Genomic DNA, 17,905 nt, shown 5'->3' with positions numbered 1-17,905 from the left:
GGACCGAGATTTCTTCTATCAAGGCACCGGAACGTGACAAGGACAAGGCATAAAATTGTATCAGTCGGTCCTGTTCAGGTCGCTAGCCGATCCTGGCGACCAGTTCATCAATCAAAGCGGCGACTTCCTGCGACGCCTTGCTGGACGGAGCGTCTTCAGTCACGGCAAAACCCTTGCCCATTGCGGAGGCAAAGACTGTCCGGTTTCCAAGGCGTGTTTCCAGTGTGTCATACCCGGATTCGGCGATCGCCTCCGCCATTTCGCCTGTCAAAGAAGCGCGTGGGGGAACGCGATTGAGGACAAGCAGCGCGGGTGTGCTTTCCCGCGCGGCAAGCTCGATCGTTTGCGAGGTTGCCCAAAGGTCAACAGGCGTCGGCTGGACAGGTACAATGACGTAGTCAGCTGCATCGATTGCCGGTTTGGCGTCCGTGTCCGTTTTCGGCGGTGTATCAACCACGACATAGCCATGAGAACGCGCCAATGATCTGGCCTCACGCCGCGCTCCCCATCCGGATGCCGTGCGAAACTCCAGACCTGTTTCATCCTCGCCGAGATTTTGCTCGCGCGCTTCGAACCAGGTCCCAAGAGAACCCTGTGGATCGACGTCCAGAATGGCGACCGGTTCGCCCGATTGTTTGGCAAGTGCAACAGCAAGATGGGCTGCAAGCGTGGTTTTGCCGGACCCGCCCTTTTGCTGAGCAACTGTCAATATTCGACCGGACATCGCAATTCTCCAAAATTTGCGGCGTATATTGCGATGCGATTTTTCGCAGTGCAACAAAACAATGCTGCAAAACGCGGAAATCACGCAAACTCAGAATGCGACAGAACGTCCGGGCTCCCCTTAAACCGGATCAAACGGCTATTTGCCGCCAAGAGCCGAGTAGACATTCCAGGACGGCCGCCCGGTGACGGGCAACCCGTATTTGGCTTCGGCCTTGCGAATTCCCGCCCGGGTCAGCGGGCCGACCTTCCCATCCGGTTCACCGACATTGAAACCGTTCTTGTTCAACAATTTCTGTAATTCCAGCCGCTGAGCCCGGGAAAGTCCCGGATTATCGGTGGGCCAGGGTGTCGCGAACGGATCGCCGTCGGAAACGAGTTCCGACAAAAGGGCAATCGCCAGGCCATAGGAGGTCGACGCGTTGTATGAGCGCAAGGCGTTGAAGTTACGCGTCACCAGAAAAGCAGGGCCGTTTGCACCTGCCGGGCGGATCAAAGCTGCTTCGGTCTTGCCCGAAAGATTACCTCCGCCAACTTTCTTCAGGCCGCGCTGTCCCCATGTCGACAATGCAGAACGCTTTTTCAGTCCGGTTGGTCCGGAATATCCGGCCGGTACCGTGACCTCATAGCCCCACGCGCGGCTCTCCCGCCAACCGGCATTCTTCAGGAAGTTTGCGGTTGATGCCAGGGCGTCCGGCACCGAATTGACGAGATCCTTGCGACCGTCGCCATCAAAATCGACGGCAAGACTGTTATAGGTGCTGGGCATGAACTGGGTCTGTCCGAAGGCACCTGCCCAGGAGCCCTGGAAATCACCGACCGGAACGTCACCGCGCGAGGCGATCTGAAGCGTCTTGATCAATTCGCCCCTGAAATATTTCTGCCGTCTCTTGCCCGCACAAACCAGGTTTGCGAGCGCGTGCGGAGTGTAAAAGTCACCCTTGAACTGGCCGAAGTCGCTCTCGATGCCCCAGACCGCGACAACCACGTGGCGGTTGACGCCATAGCGCTGTTCGATCGCGCTCAGTGTCTTGCGATGCTTCTTCAGGTTTTTCTTGCCGTCCTTGATGCGTTCTGCGTCAACGAGGAAGGCCATATAGTCCCAGATCTCGGTTTTATACTCCGGCTGCGACGTCGAGAACCTGATGACCTTTTCATCGAACGAGGCGTTTTTCAGCATGCGATCGGCGATGTCGGGGCGAACGCCCGCTGAAACCGCCTCTTTCTTAAGCGAGGCAACGCAGCTTTCAATCGCCAATGCGCTTCCGGAATGGGCGGTCAGTATCAGTCCTGATCCGAGCGTGAGTGCTGCCAGTCTCTTCCAGCCTGTTGACGGCATGTGCCCCTCCAAGAGCGTTGAATCGTCATTTCGATGCTGTGACCATCGCACGACGGAAATGCGGCAAAAAAGGGATGACGCGGGACTTAACCCCATACATCCGCCGGCGAACGGCAAAAACCGTACCTTCCCTCACAAAATCCTGACTATTCGGTGCTGAGCTGACTTTTGCCTGTTGCATCCGCCCAGACATTGTCGCGGCCGATAAGCCGGCGGAGTGCAATGAGCCCGGCGGTATGACCTTCCCTATCACCACCGGACGCGCAAGCCCACGCAAGCACGACCGGTTTGATGGAGATCTCGAACAACGCCGTTGCCGAGGTGAGCACGCAAACCTCGGTGTCGATGCCACACAGGTGAACTTCCGAAAGCCGATTGAGATGGACCCACCGCAGCAAATCGTACGAAACCGCCGAATATTGCGGCTTTTCAAAAACAAAGGCCTGCGATGAAGGCGTGAAGGCGAGCTCGGTTTCTTCAGTGTCCGGCAGCAAGCGCTTCCAGCCGAGAAACCGCTGATGCGGCGAGTCAGGCCGATTGATAAATCTTGAAGCCGCGACATGAGCATAAGCTTCCTGCAGCTCTTCGACGATTGCCGGAATGTGCGTGGTCGTGGGGCTGACAAAACCCTTCTGCACATCAATGATCAGCAATCCGATGTTTGCCTGCGTGCCCGGTACATCCTGCATGCACACACCGAATCACGAAGGCTGGCAAAACGCAACGCTCAAAGCCGCAGGCAATCCACTTACAAACGGCCTGCTACCTGCCTTCGATGAGTTTGCGCCGCAGCCATCCCGAGGCCTGATCCATCATGATCACGACCACAATCGTGAGAATGATAATGTAGCTGGTGTTTTCCCAGTCGCGGGACGTCTTCATGGTCTCAACGAGCATCAGGCCAATGCCGCCCGCCCCGAGTGCCCCGATGACGGTCGCGGATCGCGTATTGGATTCCAGATAGTAAAGAACCTGAGACACGAAAACCGGCAGGATCTGGGGAATGACACCAAATCGATAGCGCTGAATCTGGCTGGCTCCGGTTGCCCTGACACCTTCGACCTGTTTGTTATCGATATTCTCCAATGCTTCGGAAAACAGCTTGCCCAGTGTGCCGGTGTCGGTAAAGGCAATCGCAAGGGCACCGGTCAGCGGACCGAGCCCAAAGGCGCGAATGAAGATCAGCGACCAAATCAGCATATCGATACCGCGGAGAAAATCGAACAAACGCCGTGTGCCGAAACGCAAGATGATGGATGGCGTGAAATTACGCGCAGCCAGAAAAGCCAGCGGCAATCCGACGAGGGCGGCGATGAGCGTGCCGAGAACGGCCATCATGATCGTCTCGAACAGAGCCGTGAACACCTCGCCATGCTGCCAGTCAGGATTTCCGAGAAAGTCGTGCATGATCAGCGACATATTGGACTGCGACGGATCTATGCGTTCATTCGAAAGCGCCAGTGCCCAAAGCTGGCTGAAGGGCATGCCGTGCAGCTCCGACTGAAATGAGAACCAGAAATTCTCCCATCCTCCGAAATAGTTGTGCACCTCGATCTTTGTCTTTGTTACCTGAACACGCCGGTCCAGCGTCGGGCGTGCGTCGAACTTTCTCGGATCGTCTTTCAACCACTCCGGAACGGGACCCGGCGGCAATTCGGTGGTGACGCCGTTGTTCGTTGCGGTGACCTTGATGTTTCCATAGTCGGGAACAAAGAACTCCATCACCTTGCCGGTGATCGTGACTTCATAGCCGTCGCCGAGGTCGACACTAGCATCTGTCCCGTCGACTTCGACCCACTCCGGCAGATCTTCCTGGCCGTAGGTCGCCCGGCGCTCGCCTTCGATGGCGACTTCCATGATGTCGCGCCGCAGGAGCTTGGTGACATGAACCTTGTAGGCGACACTGTCAGTCGCCAGAATTACCGCCCTTTCGGGCTGCGCTTTTGCGAGCAGATCCGGTACGCCAAAGGCAAACCAGGTGTATGCCAGATAAAGAACGATCGCCAAAGGTGCGCCGATGGTTATCCAGGCCCGGCGGCGAACATTGCGGAACACGGTTTCTCGGTCGAAGACCGGTTCATTGAGTGTGTCGACAGCCATTATGAAGTTCCTCAATGCGCCCGGCCAGAGCCGACGAGTTTGCCACGCAGGTAGGACGAGACCTGGTCGATCATCATGATGGTGCAGAACAGAAGCACGAAGATTGCAGCTGTCTCATCCCCTGCGCCCTGCCCCCAACCGATTGTCCGGCGCAGTTCCTGTCCGATGCCGCCCGCGCCGACGAAGCCGAGAATGGCAGATGCACGAACGTTGATCTCAAGACGCAGCAGAAAGTAGCTCAGATAGTTTGGAGCCACCTGGGGCATCACGGCGTAGCGAATGCGCTGCAGCCAGCTCGCGCCGCAGGCAGACAATCCTTCGATCGGCTTTCGGTCTATGTTCTCGTTGACTTCAGAAAAGAGTTTACCGAGCGCCCCTGCCGTGTGGATCGCGACCGCGATCATCGCTGGAACGGGGCTGGACCCGAGAACAAAAATCAGGAACAGCGCGATGATCAGTTCGGGAAAGGCCCTTGTGATGTCCATGATGCGGCGGACGACCGGGATGAGTGGTCCCCAACTGTCAACGTTACGCGTCGAAGCCATTGCAAGCACTACCGCCATCGCACCGCCTAAGAGCGTCGCGACCGCGGCGATGTTCAGCGTCTCCAGCATCGCGGGGACAAAGGTCAAAATAAGCCCGAAGAACGCGGGCCCGGCCTGCCAGGCTTCGGCGACAATTTCACCTGGATAGTCAAAAAACTTCGAAAGCCCTTGCAGGAAGCCGCCGGAATTCATCTCGTTGGATTTCGAGAAACCGGAAACAAGCACCGCAACAACCAGCAGCAACCCGATCAACGAGTAAAGCTGGCGGCGTTTGCGCAGTATCAGGATTTCCTGTTCGAGAGCGGCAACGGCCATGTTCGAGGAGCCTTCTGTGAAACAGTTTTCGCGTGTCAGCAACGCAATGCTGCGCAGTGAGATTTTGGTCTTGTCGCACTGCGACCGCTGCCGCGAGCGCATACCGCTGCAGGGACCCGGCAACTAAAAGTGCAACAACATTCCCGTTGAGACGTCAGTCTTGTGAGCACAGGATCCCGGCTCTGAGCTCTGCATCAACGGCGATGACAGTCAGCGCCGGGCCTCAAGCAAACACGGGCCGGCGTCCGGCCCGTGTTCAGGTTCGACTGAACCTTAGTTCTTGTTCTTGGCCTTACGGGCTTCGACGATGTTGACGTAAGCTTCGTGCGTGATCGGCATGAAGCCCTTGGTCTCACCGGCGGCGATGTTGTAGGCGCAATCCGGATCAATGGAATTCAAGGACGCGATCAGGCCGGTCATCTTGATTTTGACGTCTTCCGGCAGCTTCTTGGACAGAACGATCGGGCCTTCCGGGATCACCGGAGACTGCCAGATTTGGCGCAGTTCGGTCATGTCGACAAGGCCAGCATCGGATGCCTTGCGCAGAGCGCCGGAGTTGTAACCGTCTTCCCATTCGCCGAGACCGTCAGCCCATGTCACGCCTGCGTCGATGTCACCGTTGGATACGGCAACGATGGTCTGCTCGTGACCACCGGTGAAGACGACGTCGCCGAAATAGTCGCCGGCTTCCATCGAGTAGCCTTCCTGCGGAATAGCGATGGACGGGATCAGGTATCCGGATGTGGAGTTCGGATCACCAAAACCGAAGACCTTGCCCTTCATGTCTTCCAGCGAGTTGATTTCGCTGTCGTTGCGGGCAAAACCGATGGAGTAGTAGCCATAGCCGCCGTCAACATTGACCTTGACCAGAACCGGATCGACTGCCTCCGGATCGGTCAGGTAAACCTTGGCGTAGCTGGAGGCACCGAGCCAGGCAAGGTCAAGGTTACCGCCGAGCAGGCCTTCGATTACGCCGTTGTAATCGGCAGGTGCGAAGAGCTTGACCGGAACACCGAGAAGGTCGGCCGTTTTCTGCTCAAGGCACTCATAGGCGCGCAGACGGTCAGAGGCGTTTTCGCCACCCAGGATACCGATACGGAACTCGGTGATCTCTTCGGCGCCGGCAACGGACGCATTGAGAGCGATCATGCTGACAGCAGCAAGCGCAGCAACTTTGGAAACGATTTTCATTTGGGACACTCCCCGAGGGTCTGGATCAGATGACGTTTAAAGGTGCGCAAGCGGACTAGACCGCCGCTGCCGCCGGGGTCATCGCACCGGCGGATTTCTGGGTAACGGCGCGACCGGCATCAATGGCAGTGGATGTTGCTGCCTCGTTGAAGCTCTCATCTGCCCCGTAGATTTCACGGGCTGCACCGGTCGTGAGTTCTTCCGGTTTGCCATCAAAGACGATGAAACCGTCCCGCATTCCGATCACCCGGTCGCAGTAGGTGCGCGCGGTGTCGAGCGTGTGCAGGTTGCAGATCACGACCTTGTTGTCGCGTTCGTGGATCTCGCGCAGCGCGTCCATGACGATTTTCGCATTCATGGGGTCAAGCGATGCAATCGGCTCGTCGGCAAGAATCATGTGCGGCTGCTGCATCAGTGCGCGCGCGATAGCGACACGCTGCTGCTGTCCGCCTGACAATTCCTCGGCGCGTTTGGTCGCTTCCTGAACGATGCCGAGACGATCGAGCGCAGCGAGTGCATCGGCGACATCCGAAGCGCTGAAAATGTTGAAGAGGCTCTTGAGCGTTCCGTGACCGTTGAGACGTCCGAGCATGACGTTGGTGACAACGTCGAGGCGCGGCACGAGGTTGAACTGCTGGAACACCATTGCGCAATCGCGCTGCCAGCGGCGCATCATGGCGCCTTTCAGACGCAATATGTCGCGGCCCTCGAACAAGATCTCCCCGCCGGAGGCCGGGGTCAGCCTGTTGATCATCCGCAACAAGGTCGACTTTCCTGCACCCGAGCGGCCGATAATGCCGACCATTTGCGGTTCATCGATATTAAAACTGACTTTGTTTACCGCAGTCCGAGATCCGAAAACCTTGGTGACGTCCTGAAACTGAATCACGCGTTAGCCCTGTCCGTTCTTGCCTTAAGCGCCCGGGGGACAGAGCCACTGCTCGATTACAAATACATGACAAGTTTTTAACGGTGAGGCTAAAAATTCATGTCAATTCAATGACATGAAGAGCTTCCTGCTTTTCCTGAGTTAGCTGGATAACTAAAATTCCGAAGCTTTGCGAGAGCACTACGGCCTTTCCGCGGCACCACTTCTACGCCCAACCATCAGAGTTTTCGCGGTGGCGTTGTTCCACCAAAAGCACGGTATGAAATCAATTACGTGCCGCAAGACCCGACAAAAAAGCAATATCCGTCATACCGCTGTTATCAAACCTTCACGAACACGACCCCGGTCCCCGCTAAAACACAGCTCCCAAAATCGACAACAGATGGACTCGCCATGTCTGCGCCAACACAGAAGTCTTCCCTCACCGAAGCTCCGAACATTCACCCTGAGGCGAAGGTGCTCAATTGCGACCTGGGCATCTGGACGGAGGTCGGTGCGCGCACCGAGATGCGCGAAAGCCAGATGGGAGACTATTCCTATATCGTTCAGGAAGGTGATGTCGTCTGGACGACGATCGGCAAATTCTGTTCGATTGCCCGCCGTGTGCGCATCAATCCGGGCAACCATGCCACATGGCGCGCCTCACAGCACCATTTCACCTATCGCGCTGCCGCCTATGACCTGGGAGACGACGACGCCGATTTCTTTCAATGGCGCAAAGATGACTGGGTCACCATCGGACATGATGTTTGGATTGGGCACAATGCGACCGTTCTTGCCGGCGTTTCCATAGGTACAGGCGCCATTGTCGCCGCCGGCGCGGTCGTCGCCAAAGACGTTCCGCCTTACACCGTGGTCGGCGGCGTGGCAGCCAGGACGCTCAAGCGGCGGTTCACCGAAAAGCAGGAAGAAGCGCTCATGGAGATCTCCTGGTGGGACTGGACCCACCCGCAATTGCGCGAACGATTGCCCGACTTCAGAAACCTGCCGATTGATGCCTTTATTGAAAAATATCGATAGGTGTGTTCGACACGACCCCTATTGAATTCTCCCGCCGCCAGGTGCTTTGCTGTTGGAAAGGCAGCGTGGGAGCCGGCGAATGATGAAGCGAAGTGCGTCTTGCAGATGCGGACAACTCAGTGTGGTCTGTACAGGTACACCGGTACGCGTTTCCGCCTGCCATTGCCTTGAATGCCAAAAGCGAACCGGCAGTGCCTTTGGTCTGCAGGCGCGCTGGCCCGACGATCAGGTGACCCTTTCCGGCAACTATTCAGAGTGGAAGCGGGATTGCGACAGCGGGCATGTCGCGACCTATCGCTTCTGCCCGGTTTGCGGCTCTACGCTTGCTTTCGTGATCGAGGGCTGGCCCGGCGTCATCGCCGTCCCGGTCGGTGCTTTCGCGGACCCGGACTTTCCAAGTCCGAGGTTTTCCGTTTACGAGCACCGCAAACACGACTGGGTTTCCATCGAAGGTGACAAAGTCGAGCACTCATCCGATCCTTCGATCGCTTTTACGCAAGGCGAACTGAGAAAATGAGCGCAACGGAAGGGCTGGCAGCACCAAATCAACGCCAATCGCCGGCCCTCGGCATCAATCGGATCATTCTCTACGTGCGCGACGTGGAAATGAGCGCTTCTTTTTATGCGTTCTTTTTCGGCTTCAAGGTGATGACGGCACCAAAAGACAGGCTCACCGAGCTCTTCATGGAAGACGGCGGTGCCCGGCTTCTGCTTCACAAGGCCGGAAAGGCCCAGAAACTCGGGCAGGTTTCCCTAAAGCTTGTCTTTGATGTGGAAGACGTCGGCGCTTTCAGCAGCGCTTGCGCGGACAAAGGTCTGAAATTCGGGACAATCCACCAGGCAGACGGTTATGAATTTGCAAACGCGAAGGATCCGGACGGCAATGCCATCCAGATTTCGAGCCGGGCCTTCAAGGCGCCTTGAATTGCGTCCAAGAGCCGTCCCCGAAATCCACCACCTGATGCACTCCCATGGCTCGATGAATAACGCTATGATAGCGTCATGACGGAAGAGACCGCAGTACTACAATCCAGCCTTGGCCCTTCCCTGCGCAGATGGAGGGTTCTGAACCGCGTCAAACAACAGGCTTTGGCAGCAGATCTGGGAGTGTCGCAAAGCCGGATCTCCAGATGGGAAAGCGGCGTGCTGGAACCGGACGAAACAGACCGGCGCAAGATCACGCGCCTGCTGCGCGCACGCCCGGAAACAGTTTCGGACCGGGCTCTCCTGGAGCTTGTCTCCTTTGCCTCCACACCAGTGCATCTTGTATGCGACCTGACACACCGGCTGCTTGCCGCGTCTCCCAAGCGCACCCAAAACTGGCACGTACCGGTCGCCGAACTGATGGACAAACCATTGTGGCGGTTCGCATCGCAAAGCATACGCGAAGTCGAGCACACGCTCGATGAAAAGGGCTGGTTCGAGCCGCTCGGACCGGACATTGTCTATCAGACCGAGCGTGCCGAATTTGCGGAACTCACCATCCCGCAAAGCCGTATCCGGATATCCCGTCTCGCGCTTTCCGATGGCCGGTACGCACGTCTGGTGCGCGATGACACGGTTGCCGCTGAATAAAATATTCAGACCGTCGCAATCCTCAAACAGATCGCTAGTATCTGCACCATGACCAAAAGCGATCTCGCAGCCGCGCCGGCAGCCATCCCTCATCCCCGGCTCGAGGGGATCCTCGCTTTCCTGCAGGAAAGCGAGAGACTTAAAGACACCCTGCGTTCCGGCTCAACGCGCCAGGGACGACCGGAAAGCACCGCCGAACACAGTTGGCGGCTCTCTCTCATGGTCCTCTTGTTCGAAAGAGAACTGGCCGGAATTGATCTTCTGAAGCTGGTCAAACTGTGTGTGATACATGATCTCGGCGAAGCGATATCCGGCGACGTGCCAGCACCGTTGCAGCAGGAAGGTGATGATCGTGAGGAACGCGAACGCCGGGACTTTCTGATCCTTTGCCGCGAGCTTCCTGAAGACCTCGGCGCAGACATGCTCGCGCTCTGGGACGAATACGCGCAAGCTGAAACACCGGAGGCCTGCCTCGCCAAGGCCTTCGACAAGCTCGAGACGATTTTGCAGCATCAGTTGATGCCACCCCAAAGTGTCGAATTTCACGAGTTCAATATGACTTACGGGCGTTCACGTACCGACGTTTCGGACCTCACATCGCAAATCCGGGACATTGTCGACGGAAACACTCAGACCATTATTTCCAGCTTGAAAGAAGGGACTGCGTAATCCTCAGCGCAGATACCGGAAGGTGACCGCTCCTCCAATTTGTCGTGTCCCCTGCTTGCTATGGTTGCGCCTGGTGCTCTAGCATTTAGTGCTGAAGACGCTCGGTGAAACGCAACAGAGGAAGGCGGCCATGTACACGATCCTCCCCCGCAGCAACGGTCCGGTTCTCGGTGTCGAGATCACGGGCAAGATCGACATCGAGCAGGAGAAGGAACTGATTGCCGTTGCAGAAGACCTGATCGAGGAACACGACAGGATCAGTGTCCTCGCAGTCCTTGGCGATCATGTGTCCCTGTCGGTCGAAGCCGCAACAACCGACGTCAAATGGGCGTTGACACACATGGCGCATCTGCAAAAAGTGGCCATCGTCGCAGACAGCAAATTGATCGCTGCGTTTGTCGCTGTTGACGCGACATTCGCCAAGTTTGCGGGAATACAAGAGATGCATTTCGCGACCGACGAGATTGAAACGGCCTGGCATTGGATCGAAAGCTGAGGATCGCCTGATCGCTCGTTTACGGAGACGACAGGCAGATCCTCAATGCGGCTCAACCGAATACCTCTCTTGTCAGCACGTCATCAGCTTCTTTCTCAAAACAACCGTCAGAATACGTTTGCGCTCGATATGACGCCGGTATGGACCGGCAAGAACGTCGCTGAGGATCGCTCGTTCCATACGGGCGAAAAACTCCTCGGAAAGCTGCCGAAGCTCTTCGGGCGACTGTACGCACCGGCGGAAGACGTTTTCCTCGAGCGTGGTCTGAAGAATGGCCCGGTCCGACAGCGTTTTCTTTCGTGCATAGACCTCCGGCTGATCCAGAAAGCGGGCGTATGGATCGCTGTCTTCGCGCGAGCGCGATCTCACCTGAACAAGTTCTATGTCGCAGCTCGCCGCCAGTTCCTCGTTCTGCAGGATCGCTTGCCTGGCGTCTTCCTTGGTAAGGTACCAGACAGGAAAGAGAAAGTTGTTCAGGAAAACCTGATCCAGTATCCCGTCTGCCACCATGTCCTGAAGGACTTCCCTGGTAAACGGAACCACCACGTTGTTTGAGGGAACGATCCCATTCGGTGCCGTTTCCGCTGAGGAAGATCCCAAGGTTGAAACGAGCAAGCTGCCTCCGGGGACGAGTTCATTGACGCGTTTCTTGACGAAGAGGGCAAAGTCCGCCATCGCAACCTGTCTCAGACGCTGGTATTGGTGCGCTTGCAGATCGGAAAACCAAAAAGCGTTCTGAGACTGCAAATAGACCGGATTGCGAAGCCAGTGGGTGGCAAAAAAGGAGATTGCCAACGAGACGGATTCGCCGGACAGCATCTGGTTGTAAAAGTCACCGGCCAGCATTTCGATCTGCGGCACATTGTGACCGGAAACCAGGCCCTGTTGCCCGAATACCGTTTCGCGCAACACGCCCCAGTCGTTTCCCGGAAGGTCCGCGAAACACGCCGAAAGCTGTTTCCTGGGAGCCTCACCAGCCCAGGTCTCCAGTACCGGACGAACAGCCTTCAAGCTGCACAGTCCCGGACCACAGCCGAAATCGGCCACTTTTGGCGTTTCGGCAATATGGAATGTGCGAAGCGCGAGTTCCCGAAGCAACTCGCCGTGCTCGTCGATGTCTTTCAGCCGATGTGCTGAATTTTCGTTATAATCTTCCGGCGCACTTGTCGCGGCAGCATAGGTTACCATCCCGACTATTCTCCATATGTCTCATGACAATCTGTCCCTGCGGAGAATTTGGTTATGGTTTGCCAACGTACAAATTAAGGCTTTGTAATCTTTACGTTAAGCTACGAAACCCGCTGCATAAGCCGCGCTCAGCAGTCCGCCTTGACCTCGTCGGAAGACGGTGTTTCCTGCAGCCTGACGGTGCCAAGGCTCAGGCTTCGGCAAGCTCTTCGCGGCTATGAAATGCGAGGGTTGTCACGCGTCCGTCGCGGACTTCGATCATATGGCCTTGCGGCACTTCAACCCAGCAATCGGGGGCTTCGTCCAAGGGTTCTGAGACAACCATGACCCCGTCTGAAAATTCGCGAAAATAGAGCGTCGGGGCAAACTTGTCAGACGCGTATCGCGCGGCGTAAAGGGTTGTGCCGTCCGACCAGGCCGACGCAAAACGCATGTGGGGTGTTACCCCTGCATATCGGGACAGCGCTTCAGCTTCATGAACCGCGCGAGCCATCGCGGCGCGCGGGTGCAGCTTAAGTCCATAGGCGAGCGCGATCAGAAACAGGCACTCACTGTCTGTCCCGCCCATGCGATGTCTGTAAAGGTCGTCCGGGATCATATTGTCGAGACGCCGGCGAACCTTGTCGTATCCCCCGACCTGACCGTTGTGCATAAATGTCCAGCGCTCATGCGTGAACGGATGGCAATTGTCCCTGGTGGTCGCAGTCCCGGTCGACGCGCGCACATGCGCAAGAAAGTGTCCGGACCGGATATGCCTTGCGATTTGAAGAAGGTTCGGGTCCGACCAGGCGGGACGGACATCCTTGTAGAGGCAAGGCGTCTCACGGTCGCCGTACCAGGCAACACCGAAACCGTCGGCGTTGACCGCAGTCTTGCAAGATAGCGCGTTGCGGCTTTGGTCAATCAGAGAATGCGCCGGATCGCAGATCACTTCTTCCAGATATCTTGGAGCTCCGCTCCAGGCTGCCCACCGGCACATGTTGAATTACCTTCCTATGCAGCGGCCTTGGCGACGCTAAAGCGCGCCGTTTCCTTATCGCAGGCATATCCGTCCGCGAGCGGATAAGGATTGCGCGCAAGTTCGTCGACCGCCGCGATGATCTTACCGGCCTTTTCTTCAGTCAGCAGAACGGAAAAATTCAGCCGTGTCCATCCGGGTTTCTTAAGTTCCTCCCCGGACAGAATGCCCGCGCGCAGTGCGTGCGACTCTTCCGGCCCGATACCGAGCAGGCGATGCGCATAGGGCCCGGCGCACGCGCAACCGCCACGCGCCTGTATCCCATAGGCATCGGACAGCATTCGCGTGACGAGTTGCTGATGAATGTAACCGCCACGTTCGAGATCGCGGATCCGGAACGAAAACACGGGCAAAACACGTTTTGCGGTCTGATTCCCCATAATCTCAATTGCCGGGTTCTCATTCCAGACAGCGAGTGCTTTTTCGCGCCAGGCTGCGTTTCGTGCATCCATGACCCGCTGACCGATAGCCTCCTTGACCTGGAAGGCCAGTGCCGACCGGATGTCTCCGATGACATTCGGCGTTCCCGCCTCCTCGCGCGCCGAAATGTTTTCAGCATAATCGTGACCCCAGGGCGACACGAAGCGCACAGTGCCTCCGCCTGGAAAAACCGGAGCCGTTCTGCGCACGGCGTCTTTCCGAACGATCATGATGCCCGAAGACGCCGGTCCGCCGATGAACTTGTGCGGCGACACGACTACCGCATCCTTTTGAGCGTTTTGGGTGGGTTGCAAATTAATGGGAAGATAAGGACCGGAGCCGGCGCAATCCCAAACGCTCAGAGCGCCATACTTTTTCAAGATGCGTGTGACCTTCTGATCATCGGTCACGATGCCGGTAACGTTGGACATCGTCGAAAAGGCCCCGACGATCAGTCGCCCTCTCTCTGCCGCGGCAAGCACGGCCTCCAGCTCTCGTAGATCGGGACCACCCGCTGCGTCTTCGCCGAGTTCCATGACCTCGGCTCCGCTTTCACGCCACGGCAGAATGTCGGAGTGGTGCTCGTAGGGACCCAAGATCACCAGCGGGTTTTCCCCTCGCTCAACCGCATCCGTCACGCCGAGAAGATGAACCAGACGATTAAGGCCCGCGGTTGCGCCTGAGCCGCAGAAAACCGTCTCAAAACGGTCGTCTGCATTGCAAATGCGTGCAATCTCAGAGCGCGCCGCCTCACGTATCCGGGTCATGACGCTGCCGCAATAGGACGCCTCTGTGTGGCTATTGGCGTAGACCGGCAGGATTTCTTCCAGGACAAATTCCTCCACCTGACGGAGAGCCCGGCCAGACGCCACGTAGTCGGCGTAAATCAGCTCGCATTCGCCCATCGGTCCCGCAATGCTTGCGCCTTCTCCAATAAGCCCAGCACGCAACCGCTCAATCAACTGCGGACCTTCGAGTGACTGCTTGAAATGATCGAGTGCGGTTCCTGTCACGTGTGTCATAAGTATCTCCGAAATCCTTCGAATCAATCATATGACCAAACTGACTTGGTAAACTTCACCTAAAACCTTTGCGAACTGACATTTTGTGTGTCATTTGATTGCGAATGGAAAAGTCTTTCGATCAAATTGACAGGTCTTTGCTGCGTGCGCTGCAGCGGGACGCGCGTTTGTCGCAACGCGAACTCGCCGATATCGTGGGCCTTTCGCAAAATGCCTGTTGGCGCCGCCTTAAGACGCTTTACGAAAGCGGACTTATCGAAGGTCACACGATCAGGCTCGACCCGGCGCGTCTCGGCCTCAACCTTACGGTCTTTGTGATGATCCGCACCCGTCATCATTCCAAGGACTGGCTTCAAAACTTCAGGCAGGAAGTTTCCGCCATTCCCAATGTGATCGACTTTTACCGTGTAGCCGGTGACTACGATTACATGCTGAAGGTCGTTGCGGAGGATATGAACGCGTTCGACCGCGTTTATCAGCGTCTTATCGAGAAAATCGATCTGGATACGGTGACGTCCTACATGACGATGGAAGCGATCGCGGATTCCCGCGACCTTCCAATCTGACCGACAGCGCTCACCTTGTGGTCTCAAAGCTGCGGCATTTGTTCCGTCAAAAGCAGCCTCAGCGCCTGCGGTGCCCACCGCCCCGGCGCTTGACGTTGCCGCCCCCACGGTTCGGACGCGCCTGCTGCGGCCTGCTCTGTTTCGGACGTGTCTGCTGAGGTCTTGTCCGCTGAACGTTGCGTTGCCGGTTGACCTGTCGGTTGCCGGCATTGCGGGCTTTCCTGTCCCTGTTCAGGTGGGCTGGCGCGGGCCGTGTCTGCGGAGCCGGACGGGTTGCCGGCCGCTGCGCAGGGCGTTGCACGTTCGGTCGTTGCACATTGGGTTGCTGTGCAGGCCGCTGAACATTCGGTCGTTGTGTGTCCGGCTGGTTCGCCGGACGATTCACGTTCGGACGTTGGCCCGCGGGAAGGTTCTGTGGTCTCTGGAGATTGCCCTGCCCGGCATTCGGCCGGTTCTGCAATCTGTCGCCCGCCGGACGGTTTGCAATCGCAGCCTCTGCCCCGGCCCCAATCGCGGCGCCGGTACCGATCTCGCCCAAACGGTTCTGCAAATTCTCGCGCGACGGAGCTGCTACGTCTCCCCAGCGGCCACCTTCAAACTTCTGCCAGTTTTCGCCGTCGCGCCGGTAGACCGAACCGTCACGGCCGGCAAAGACATCGTTGCGCCGATCAAGGCTGGCGACACGTCCGAGATTTCCATCCTGTTTCCACCTTTGCACCGCATCGGCTTGAATATCCCGGGTGCGCGACCATTGCGGCCCGGACACAGCTGCGCCGCCCCATGATCCGTAAATTCCGCGGGCACCTCCAGCAACGATACGGTTGCCGGTGCGCGGATTGTAGGCGGTTATGAAACCCGCGCTGCCGCGTGGGCCGCTGATTGCCGCGCCGCGAATGTAACCACCGGTGCGGGGATTGTAGATACCACCCCCGGCAATGCCGCGCCTTGGGCCATACGCATAACCGTAGCGTCCATAAACGCCCCGAACAGGGTTATAGAAGGCACCGATGCCGTAGGTCACCAGGCGAGGAAAATAGATCGGTCGGATGCCCGGCCGGTACCACGGGCGATAGTACCACCCGGTTCCATAGACAAAGACGCCCCAGGCAAGGAAGCCGGTTACATACCCCATTGTGTAGCCGTACCAGACCGCGTTGGGTTCGGTTTCGTAAACGCGAACATATGTGGTGTTGTAGACCGGAGACGATGGCGGGATCGTGTAAATCTCGTCGGGCACAGACGTTGCCACGACAAATGGCCCTTCCGGGCTGTCACCGACGAACCAGACACCGTTCTGAAGAACGTAATATTTCGCGCCAACCTGAATGACCTGGTCGTTCGTGTTGACCGCGTAGGACATTGAGGTTCCTTCGATCGGCTCAAATTCCGGATCACCGGCATAGGCGATATCGGCGCTGACGGACCCGACTTCCACGCGGGCTGTCGTCGGAATGCTCGCCTTGAGGCGTGCCTGCGACGCTTCGGATGTGCCCGGAATGGAGGATCTCACGGAATAATAGGGTGCATTTTCCGGAATATTCAGGAAATCGGACGGCATGTCTGGCGTCGTGAATACCCACGGTCCGTCGAGCGAGGCCGATTTGAACCAGCGTCCCGAAACCAGAATGTACCAGGTTGACGTGGTCTTCAGGAAAAAGACATCGCTGTCCGTGTTGGATGCCCATTCAAGATTGGTACCCTCGACAGGCTCAAGCTTCGGCTCACCTTCGAAAACGATCATTTCGGCGGGCTTATCGGAATAGATAACTTTCGGCGCTTTGTCGTCAGGGAACGGCTGCGGCGGGATCGCCTCGCGGGTTTCAGACCAGTTGTCGTCTTCGGGCAGGTGGGTAATAAGATCCGGCAGCGCCGAAACCGTTTCCCAGCCGCTGGAGACATCCTTGGTCATCAGCCAGGATTTTTCGTCGCGGAGATAGAATTCCTCCGTATCGTCGATCTTCAAGACGTCCCAGTTGGTGTTGACCACGAAACTCAAGCCCTGGTCCCCTTTTACAGGCGCCAGGATGGGCGCGCCCTCGGTCTGAACCAGGATCGCTGGCTCGGTTGAGATGAAAATCGGAGGCGCTTCGGAATTGAGACCATTCACGTCCTCCATGCGCTGATATTCGGCGAGACCCGCCGTGATCCTGTCCTCTTTTACCGTAATGGTTCCGGTGGGCATGATCTTGCCGACCTGCAGCGTGAGATCTGTGAGCGAAGCCCGGTCAAGGGCTGAAAAATCCAGTTCCGTAACGCGAATATTGCTGACCGCAACTTCGCCGTTCGCCGGGTCTGCAACTGTTTCGCCGCTGACCCCGATCACCCCAAAGACCGGCTGCGCATCCTTGTCTTTGACATACTCGGCAGCCACCAGCGCCTTGAGCGACTTGAAATCGTCCCAGGCCGTGAACTGCGGCTGATACAGAACGAGGGTCGCACCGCCGTCTGTTTCAAAAGACCGCGGCCACCCCGTTGTCTGTTCCGGTTCGGTCAATTGAAGATACTGTCCGCTGATAAAGCCGTTCTGACCGTTGTAGCTGACCGTGCACCAGGCACCGGTGTCATCACAGTTTTCAAGCTCGACCTGTGTTCCATTGGGCACCGTGCCCAGGGATCCGAAACCTGTGCCCGGGCCCTGCCTGAAATTCACATTGGCCGTTGTGACCGCCGGCGCGGCATATGCCCCATGGACCAGCACTGTTTGTGCGATCAATGCTGATGACAAAATGACCGAAAGAATCTTGCGCATCTGGCCCTCCCAAAGGCGGAAAATGCTTTATCTTCAATAACGAATGCAGCTTCTGGTTATCTTTTCAGAGTATGCAATCC

Annotated in this window: 18 protein-coding genes; 7 read left to right on the top strand and 11 right to left on the bottom strand. The window is 57.2% G+C overall.

Features of this window, described 5'->3' with window-relative positions:
- Positions 1-82: 82 nt before the first annotated feature.
- From parA to phnC, 7 genes are all read right to left on the bottom strand, one after another.
- On the bottom strand, positions 83-724 hold the full coding sequence (gene parA, locus ABVF61_RS21795) for a ParA family partition ATPase (RefSeq protein ID WP_353995638.1): 642 nt from the start codon (positions 722-724) through the stop codon (positions 83-85).
- 138 nt (positions 725-862) lie between these two features.
- Positions 863-2,062, bottom strand: a complete 1,200-nt coding sequence (locus tag ABVF61_RS21790; protein WP_353995637.1) for a lytic murein transglycosylase — start codon at positions 2,060-2,062, stop codon at positions 863-865.
- A gap of 146 nt (positions 2,063-2,208) precedes the next feature.
- Entirely contained in the window at positions 2,209-2,751 is a 543-nt protein-coding gene (locus ABVF61_RS21785) for a cysteine hydrolase family protein (RefSeq protein ID WP_353995636.1), read from the bottom strand.
- A 73-nt stretch (positions 2,752-2,824) separates the two neighbouring features.
- A complete protein-coding gene (gene phnE, locus ABVF61_RS21780) occupies positions 2,825-4,162 on the bottom strand; it encodes a phosphonate ABC transporter, permease protein PhnE (RefSeq protein WP_353995635.1) in 1,338 nt (445 codons plus the stop codon).
- Between the two features lie 11 nt (positions 4,163-4,173).
- The gene (gene phnE, locus ABVF61_RS21775) at positions 4,174-5,022 is read right to left on the bottom strand and encodes a phosphonate ABC transporter, permease protein PhnE (RefSeq protein ID WP_353995634.1); all 849 of its coding nucleotides are present in this window, start codon (positions 5,020-5,022) and stop codon (positions 4,174-4,176) included.
- A gap of 273 nt (positions 5,023-5,295) precedes the next feature.
- The gene (gene phnD, locus ABVF61_RS21770; RefSeq protein ID WP_353995633.1) at positions 5,296-6,213 is read right to left on the bottom strand and encodes a phosphonate ABC transporter substrate-binding protein; all 918 of its coding nucleotides are present in this window, start codon (positions 6,211-6,213) and stop codon (positions 5,296-5,298) included.
- A gap of 55 nt (positions 6,214-6,268) precedes the next feature.
- Positions 6,269-7,102, bottom strand: a complete 834-nt coding sequence (phnC, locus tag ABVF61_RS21765) for a phosphonate ABC transporter ATP-binding protein (protein ID WP_353995632.1) — start codon at positions 7,100-7,102, stop codon at positions 6,269-6,271.
- 393 nt (positions 7,103-7,495) lie between these two features.
- Here phnC and ABVF61_RS21760 point away from each other — a divergent pair, with 393 nt between their 5' ends.
- The 6 genes from ABVF61_RS21760 to ABVF61_RS21735 all read left to right on the top strand — a co-directional run bounded on the left by ABVF61_RS21760 (position 7,496) and on the right by ABVF61_RS21735 (position 10,862).
- Positions 7,496-8,122: a DapH/DapD/GlmU-related protein gene (locus ABVF61_RS21760; RefSeq protein ID WP_353995631.1), complete on the top strand. Its 627-nt coding sequence runs from the start codon at positions 7,496-7,498 to the stop codon at positions 8,120-8,122.
- Between the two features lie 79 nt (positions 8,123-8,201).
- Positions 8,202-8,639: a GFA family protein gene (locus ABVF61_RS21755; RefSeq protein ID WP_353995630.1), complete on the top strand. Its 438-nt coding sequence runs from the start codon at positions 8,202-8,204 to the stop codon at positions 8,637-8,639.
- A complete protein-coding gene (locus ABVF61_RS21750; RefSeq protein WP_353995629.1) occupies positions 8,636-9,046 on the top strand; it encodes a VOC family protein in 411 nt (136 codons plus the stop codon). Before ABVF61_RS21755 ends, ABVF61_RS21750 begins: the two co-directional genes overlap by 4 nt.
- Before the next feature lie 78 nt (positions 9,047-9,124).
- Complete coding sequence (locus ABVF61_RS21745; protein ID WP_353995628.1) at positions 9,125-9,697, top strand: helix-turn-helix domain-containing protein; 573 nt, start codon at positions 9,125-9,127, stop codon at positions 9,695-9,697.
- 48 nt (positions 9,698-9,745) lie between these two features.
- Complete coding sequence (locus ABVF61_RS21740) at positions 9,746-10,366, top strand: HD domain-containing protein (protein WP_353995627.1); 621 nt, start codon at positions 9,746-9,748, stop codon at positions 10,364-10,366.
- Between the two features lie 130 nt (positions 10,367-10,496).
- Positions 10,497-10,862 carry a SpoIIAA family protein gene (locus tag ABVF61_RS21735; RefSeq protein WP_353995626.1) on the top strand — a complete coding sequence of 122 codons (366 nt, stop codon included), beginning with the start codon at positions 10,497-10,499 and terminating at the stop codon, positions 10,860-10,862.
- A gap of 72 nt (positions 10,863-10,934) precedes the next feature.
- Here the strand turns inward: ABVF61_RS21735 and ABVF61_RS21730 are convergent, their stop codons facing one another.
- The 3 genes from ABVF61_RS21730 to ABVF61_RS21720 form a co-directional block, all read right to left on the bottom strand.
- Entirely contained in the window at positions 10,935-12,050 is a 1,116-nt protein-coding gene (locus ABVF61_RS21730; protein WP_353995625.1) for a class I SAM-dependent methyltransferase, read from the bottom strand.
- 190 nt (positions 12,051-12,240) lie between these two features.
- Positions 12,241-13,029, bottom strand: coding sequence for a class II glutamine amidotransferase (locus ABVF61_RS21725; protein ID WP_353995624.1), 789 nt, complete (start codon positions 13,027-13,029; stop codon positions 12,241-12,243).
- A gap of 14 nt (positions 13,030-13,043) precedes the next feature.
- Positions 13,044-14,510 (bottom strand): aminotransferase class V-fold PLP-dependent enzyme, encoded by a 1,467-nt coding sequence (locus ABVF61_RS21720; protein WP_353995623.1) that lies wholly within the window; start codon positions 14,508-14,510, stop codon positions 13,044-13,046.
- A gap of 104 nt (positions 14,511-14,614) precedes the next feature.
- Between ABVF61_RS21720 and ABVF61_RS21715 the strand changes: the two genes are divergently transcribed.
- Positions 14,615-15,076 (top strand): Lrp/AsnC family transcriptional regulator, encoded by a 462-nt coding sequence (locus ABVF61_RS21715; RefSeq protein WP_353995622.1) that lies wholly within the window; start codon positions 14,615-14,617, stop codon positions 15,074-15,076.
- Between the two features lie 58 nt (positions 15,077-15,134).
- Here the strand turns inward: ABVF61_RS21715 and ABVF61_RS21710 are convergent, their stop codons facing one another.
- A complete protein-coding gene (locus ABVF61_RS21710; RefSeq protein ID WP_353995621.1) occupies positions 15,135-17,825 on the bottom strand; it encodes an SH3 domain-containing protein in 2,691 nt (896 codons plus the stop codon).
- Positions 17,826-17,905 lie beyond the last annotated feature (80 nt).

This window comes from Roseibium sp. HPY-6, assembly GCF_040530035.1.
Lineage (GTDB): Bacteria > Pseudomonadota > Alphaproteobacteria > Rhizobiales > Stappiaceae > Roseibium.
This window is presented reverse-complemented; position numbering and strand designations above follow the sequence as displayed.

Excerpts from the sequence above, each read along its gene's own strand:
- parA (WP_353995638.1), bottom strand. The coding sequence starts at position 724 with ATGTCCGGTCGAATATTGACAGTTGCTCAGCAAAAGGGCGGGTCCGGC.
- ABVF61_RS21790 (WP_353995637.1), bottom strand. The coding sequence starts at position 2,062 with ATGCCGTCAACAGGCTGGAAGAGACTGGCAGCACTCACGCTCGGATCA.
- ABVF61_RS21785 (WP_353995636.1), bottom strand. The coding sequence starts at position 2,751 with ATGCAGGATGTACCGGGCACGCAGGCAAACATCGGATTGCTGATCATT.
- phnE (WP_353995635.1), bottom strand. The coding sequence starts at position 4,162 with ATGGCTGTCGACACACTCAATGAACCGGTCTTCGACCGAGAAACCGTG.
- phnE (WP_353995634.1), bottom strand. The coding sequence starts at position 5,022 with ATGGCCGTTGCCGCTCTCGAACAGGAAATCCTGATACTGCGCAAACGC.
- phnD (WP_353995633.1), bottom strand. The coding sequence starts at position 6,213 with ATGAAAATCGTTTCCAAAGTTGCTGCGCTTGCTGCTGTCAGCATGATC.
- ABVF61_RS21760 (WP_353995631.1), top strand. The coding sequence starts at position 7,496 with ATGTCTGCGCCAACACAGAAGTCTTCCCTCACCGAAGCTCCGAACATT.
- ABVF61_RS21755 (WP_353995630.1), top strand. The coding sequence starts at position 8,202 with ATGATGAAGCGAAGTGCGTCTTGCAGATGCGGACAACTCAGTGTGGTC.
- ABVF61_RS21750 (WP_353995629.1), top strand. The coding sequence starts at position 8,636 with ATGAGCGCAACGGAAGGGCTGGCAGCACCAAATCAACGCCAATCGCCG.
- ABVF61_RS21745 (WP_353995628.1), top strand. The coding sequence starts at position 9,125 with ATGACGGAAGAGACCGCAGTACTACAATCCAGCCTTGGCCCTTCCCTG.
- ABVF61_RS21740 (WP_353995627.1), top strand. The coding sequence starts at position 9,746 with ATGACCAAAAGCGATCTCGCAGCCGCGCCGGCAGCCATCCCTCATCCC.
- ABVF61_RS21735 (WP_353995626.1), top strand. The coding sequence starts at position 10,497 with ATGTACACGATCCTCCCCCGCAGCAACGGTCCGGTTCTCGGTGTCGAG.
- ABVF61_RS21730 (WP_353995625.1), bottom strand. The coding sequence starts at position 12,050 with ATGGTAACCTATGCTGCCGCGACAAGTGCGCCGGAAGATTATAACGAA.
- ABVF61_RS21725 (WP_353995624.1), bottom strand. The coding sequence starts at position 13,029 with ATGTGCCGGTGGGCAGCCTGGAGCGGAGCTCCAAGATATCTGGAAGAA.
- ABVF61_RS21720 (WP_353995623.1), bottom strand. The coding sequence starts at position 14,510 with ATGACACACGTGACAGGAACCGCACTCGATCATTTCAAGCAGTCACTC.
- ABVF61_RS21715 (WP_353995622.1), top strand. The coding sequence starts at position 14,615 with ATGGAAAAGTCTTTCGATCAAATTGACAGGTCTTTGCTGCGTGCGCTG.
- ABVF61_RS21710 (WP_353995621.1), bottom strand. The coding sequence starts at position 17,825 with ATGCGCAAGATTCTTTCGGTCATTTTGTCATCAGCATTGATCGCACAA.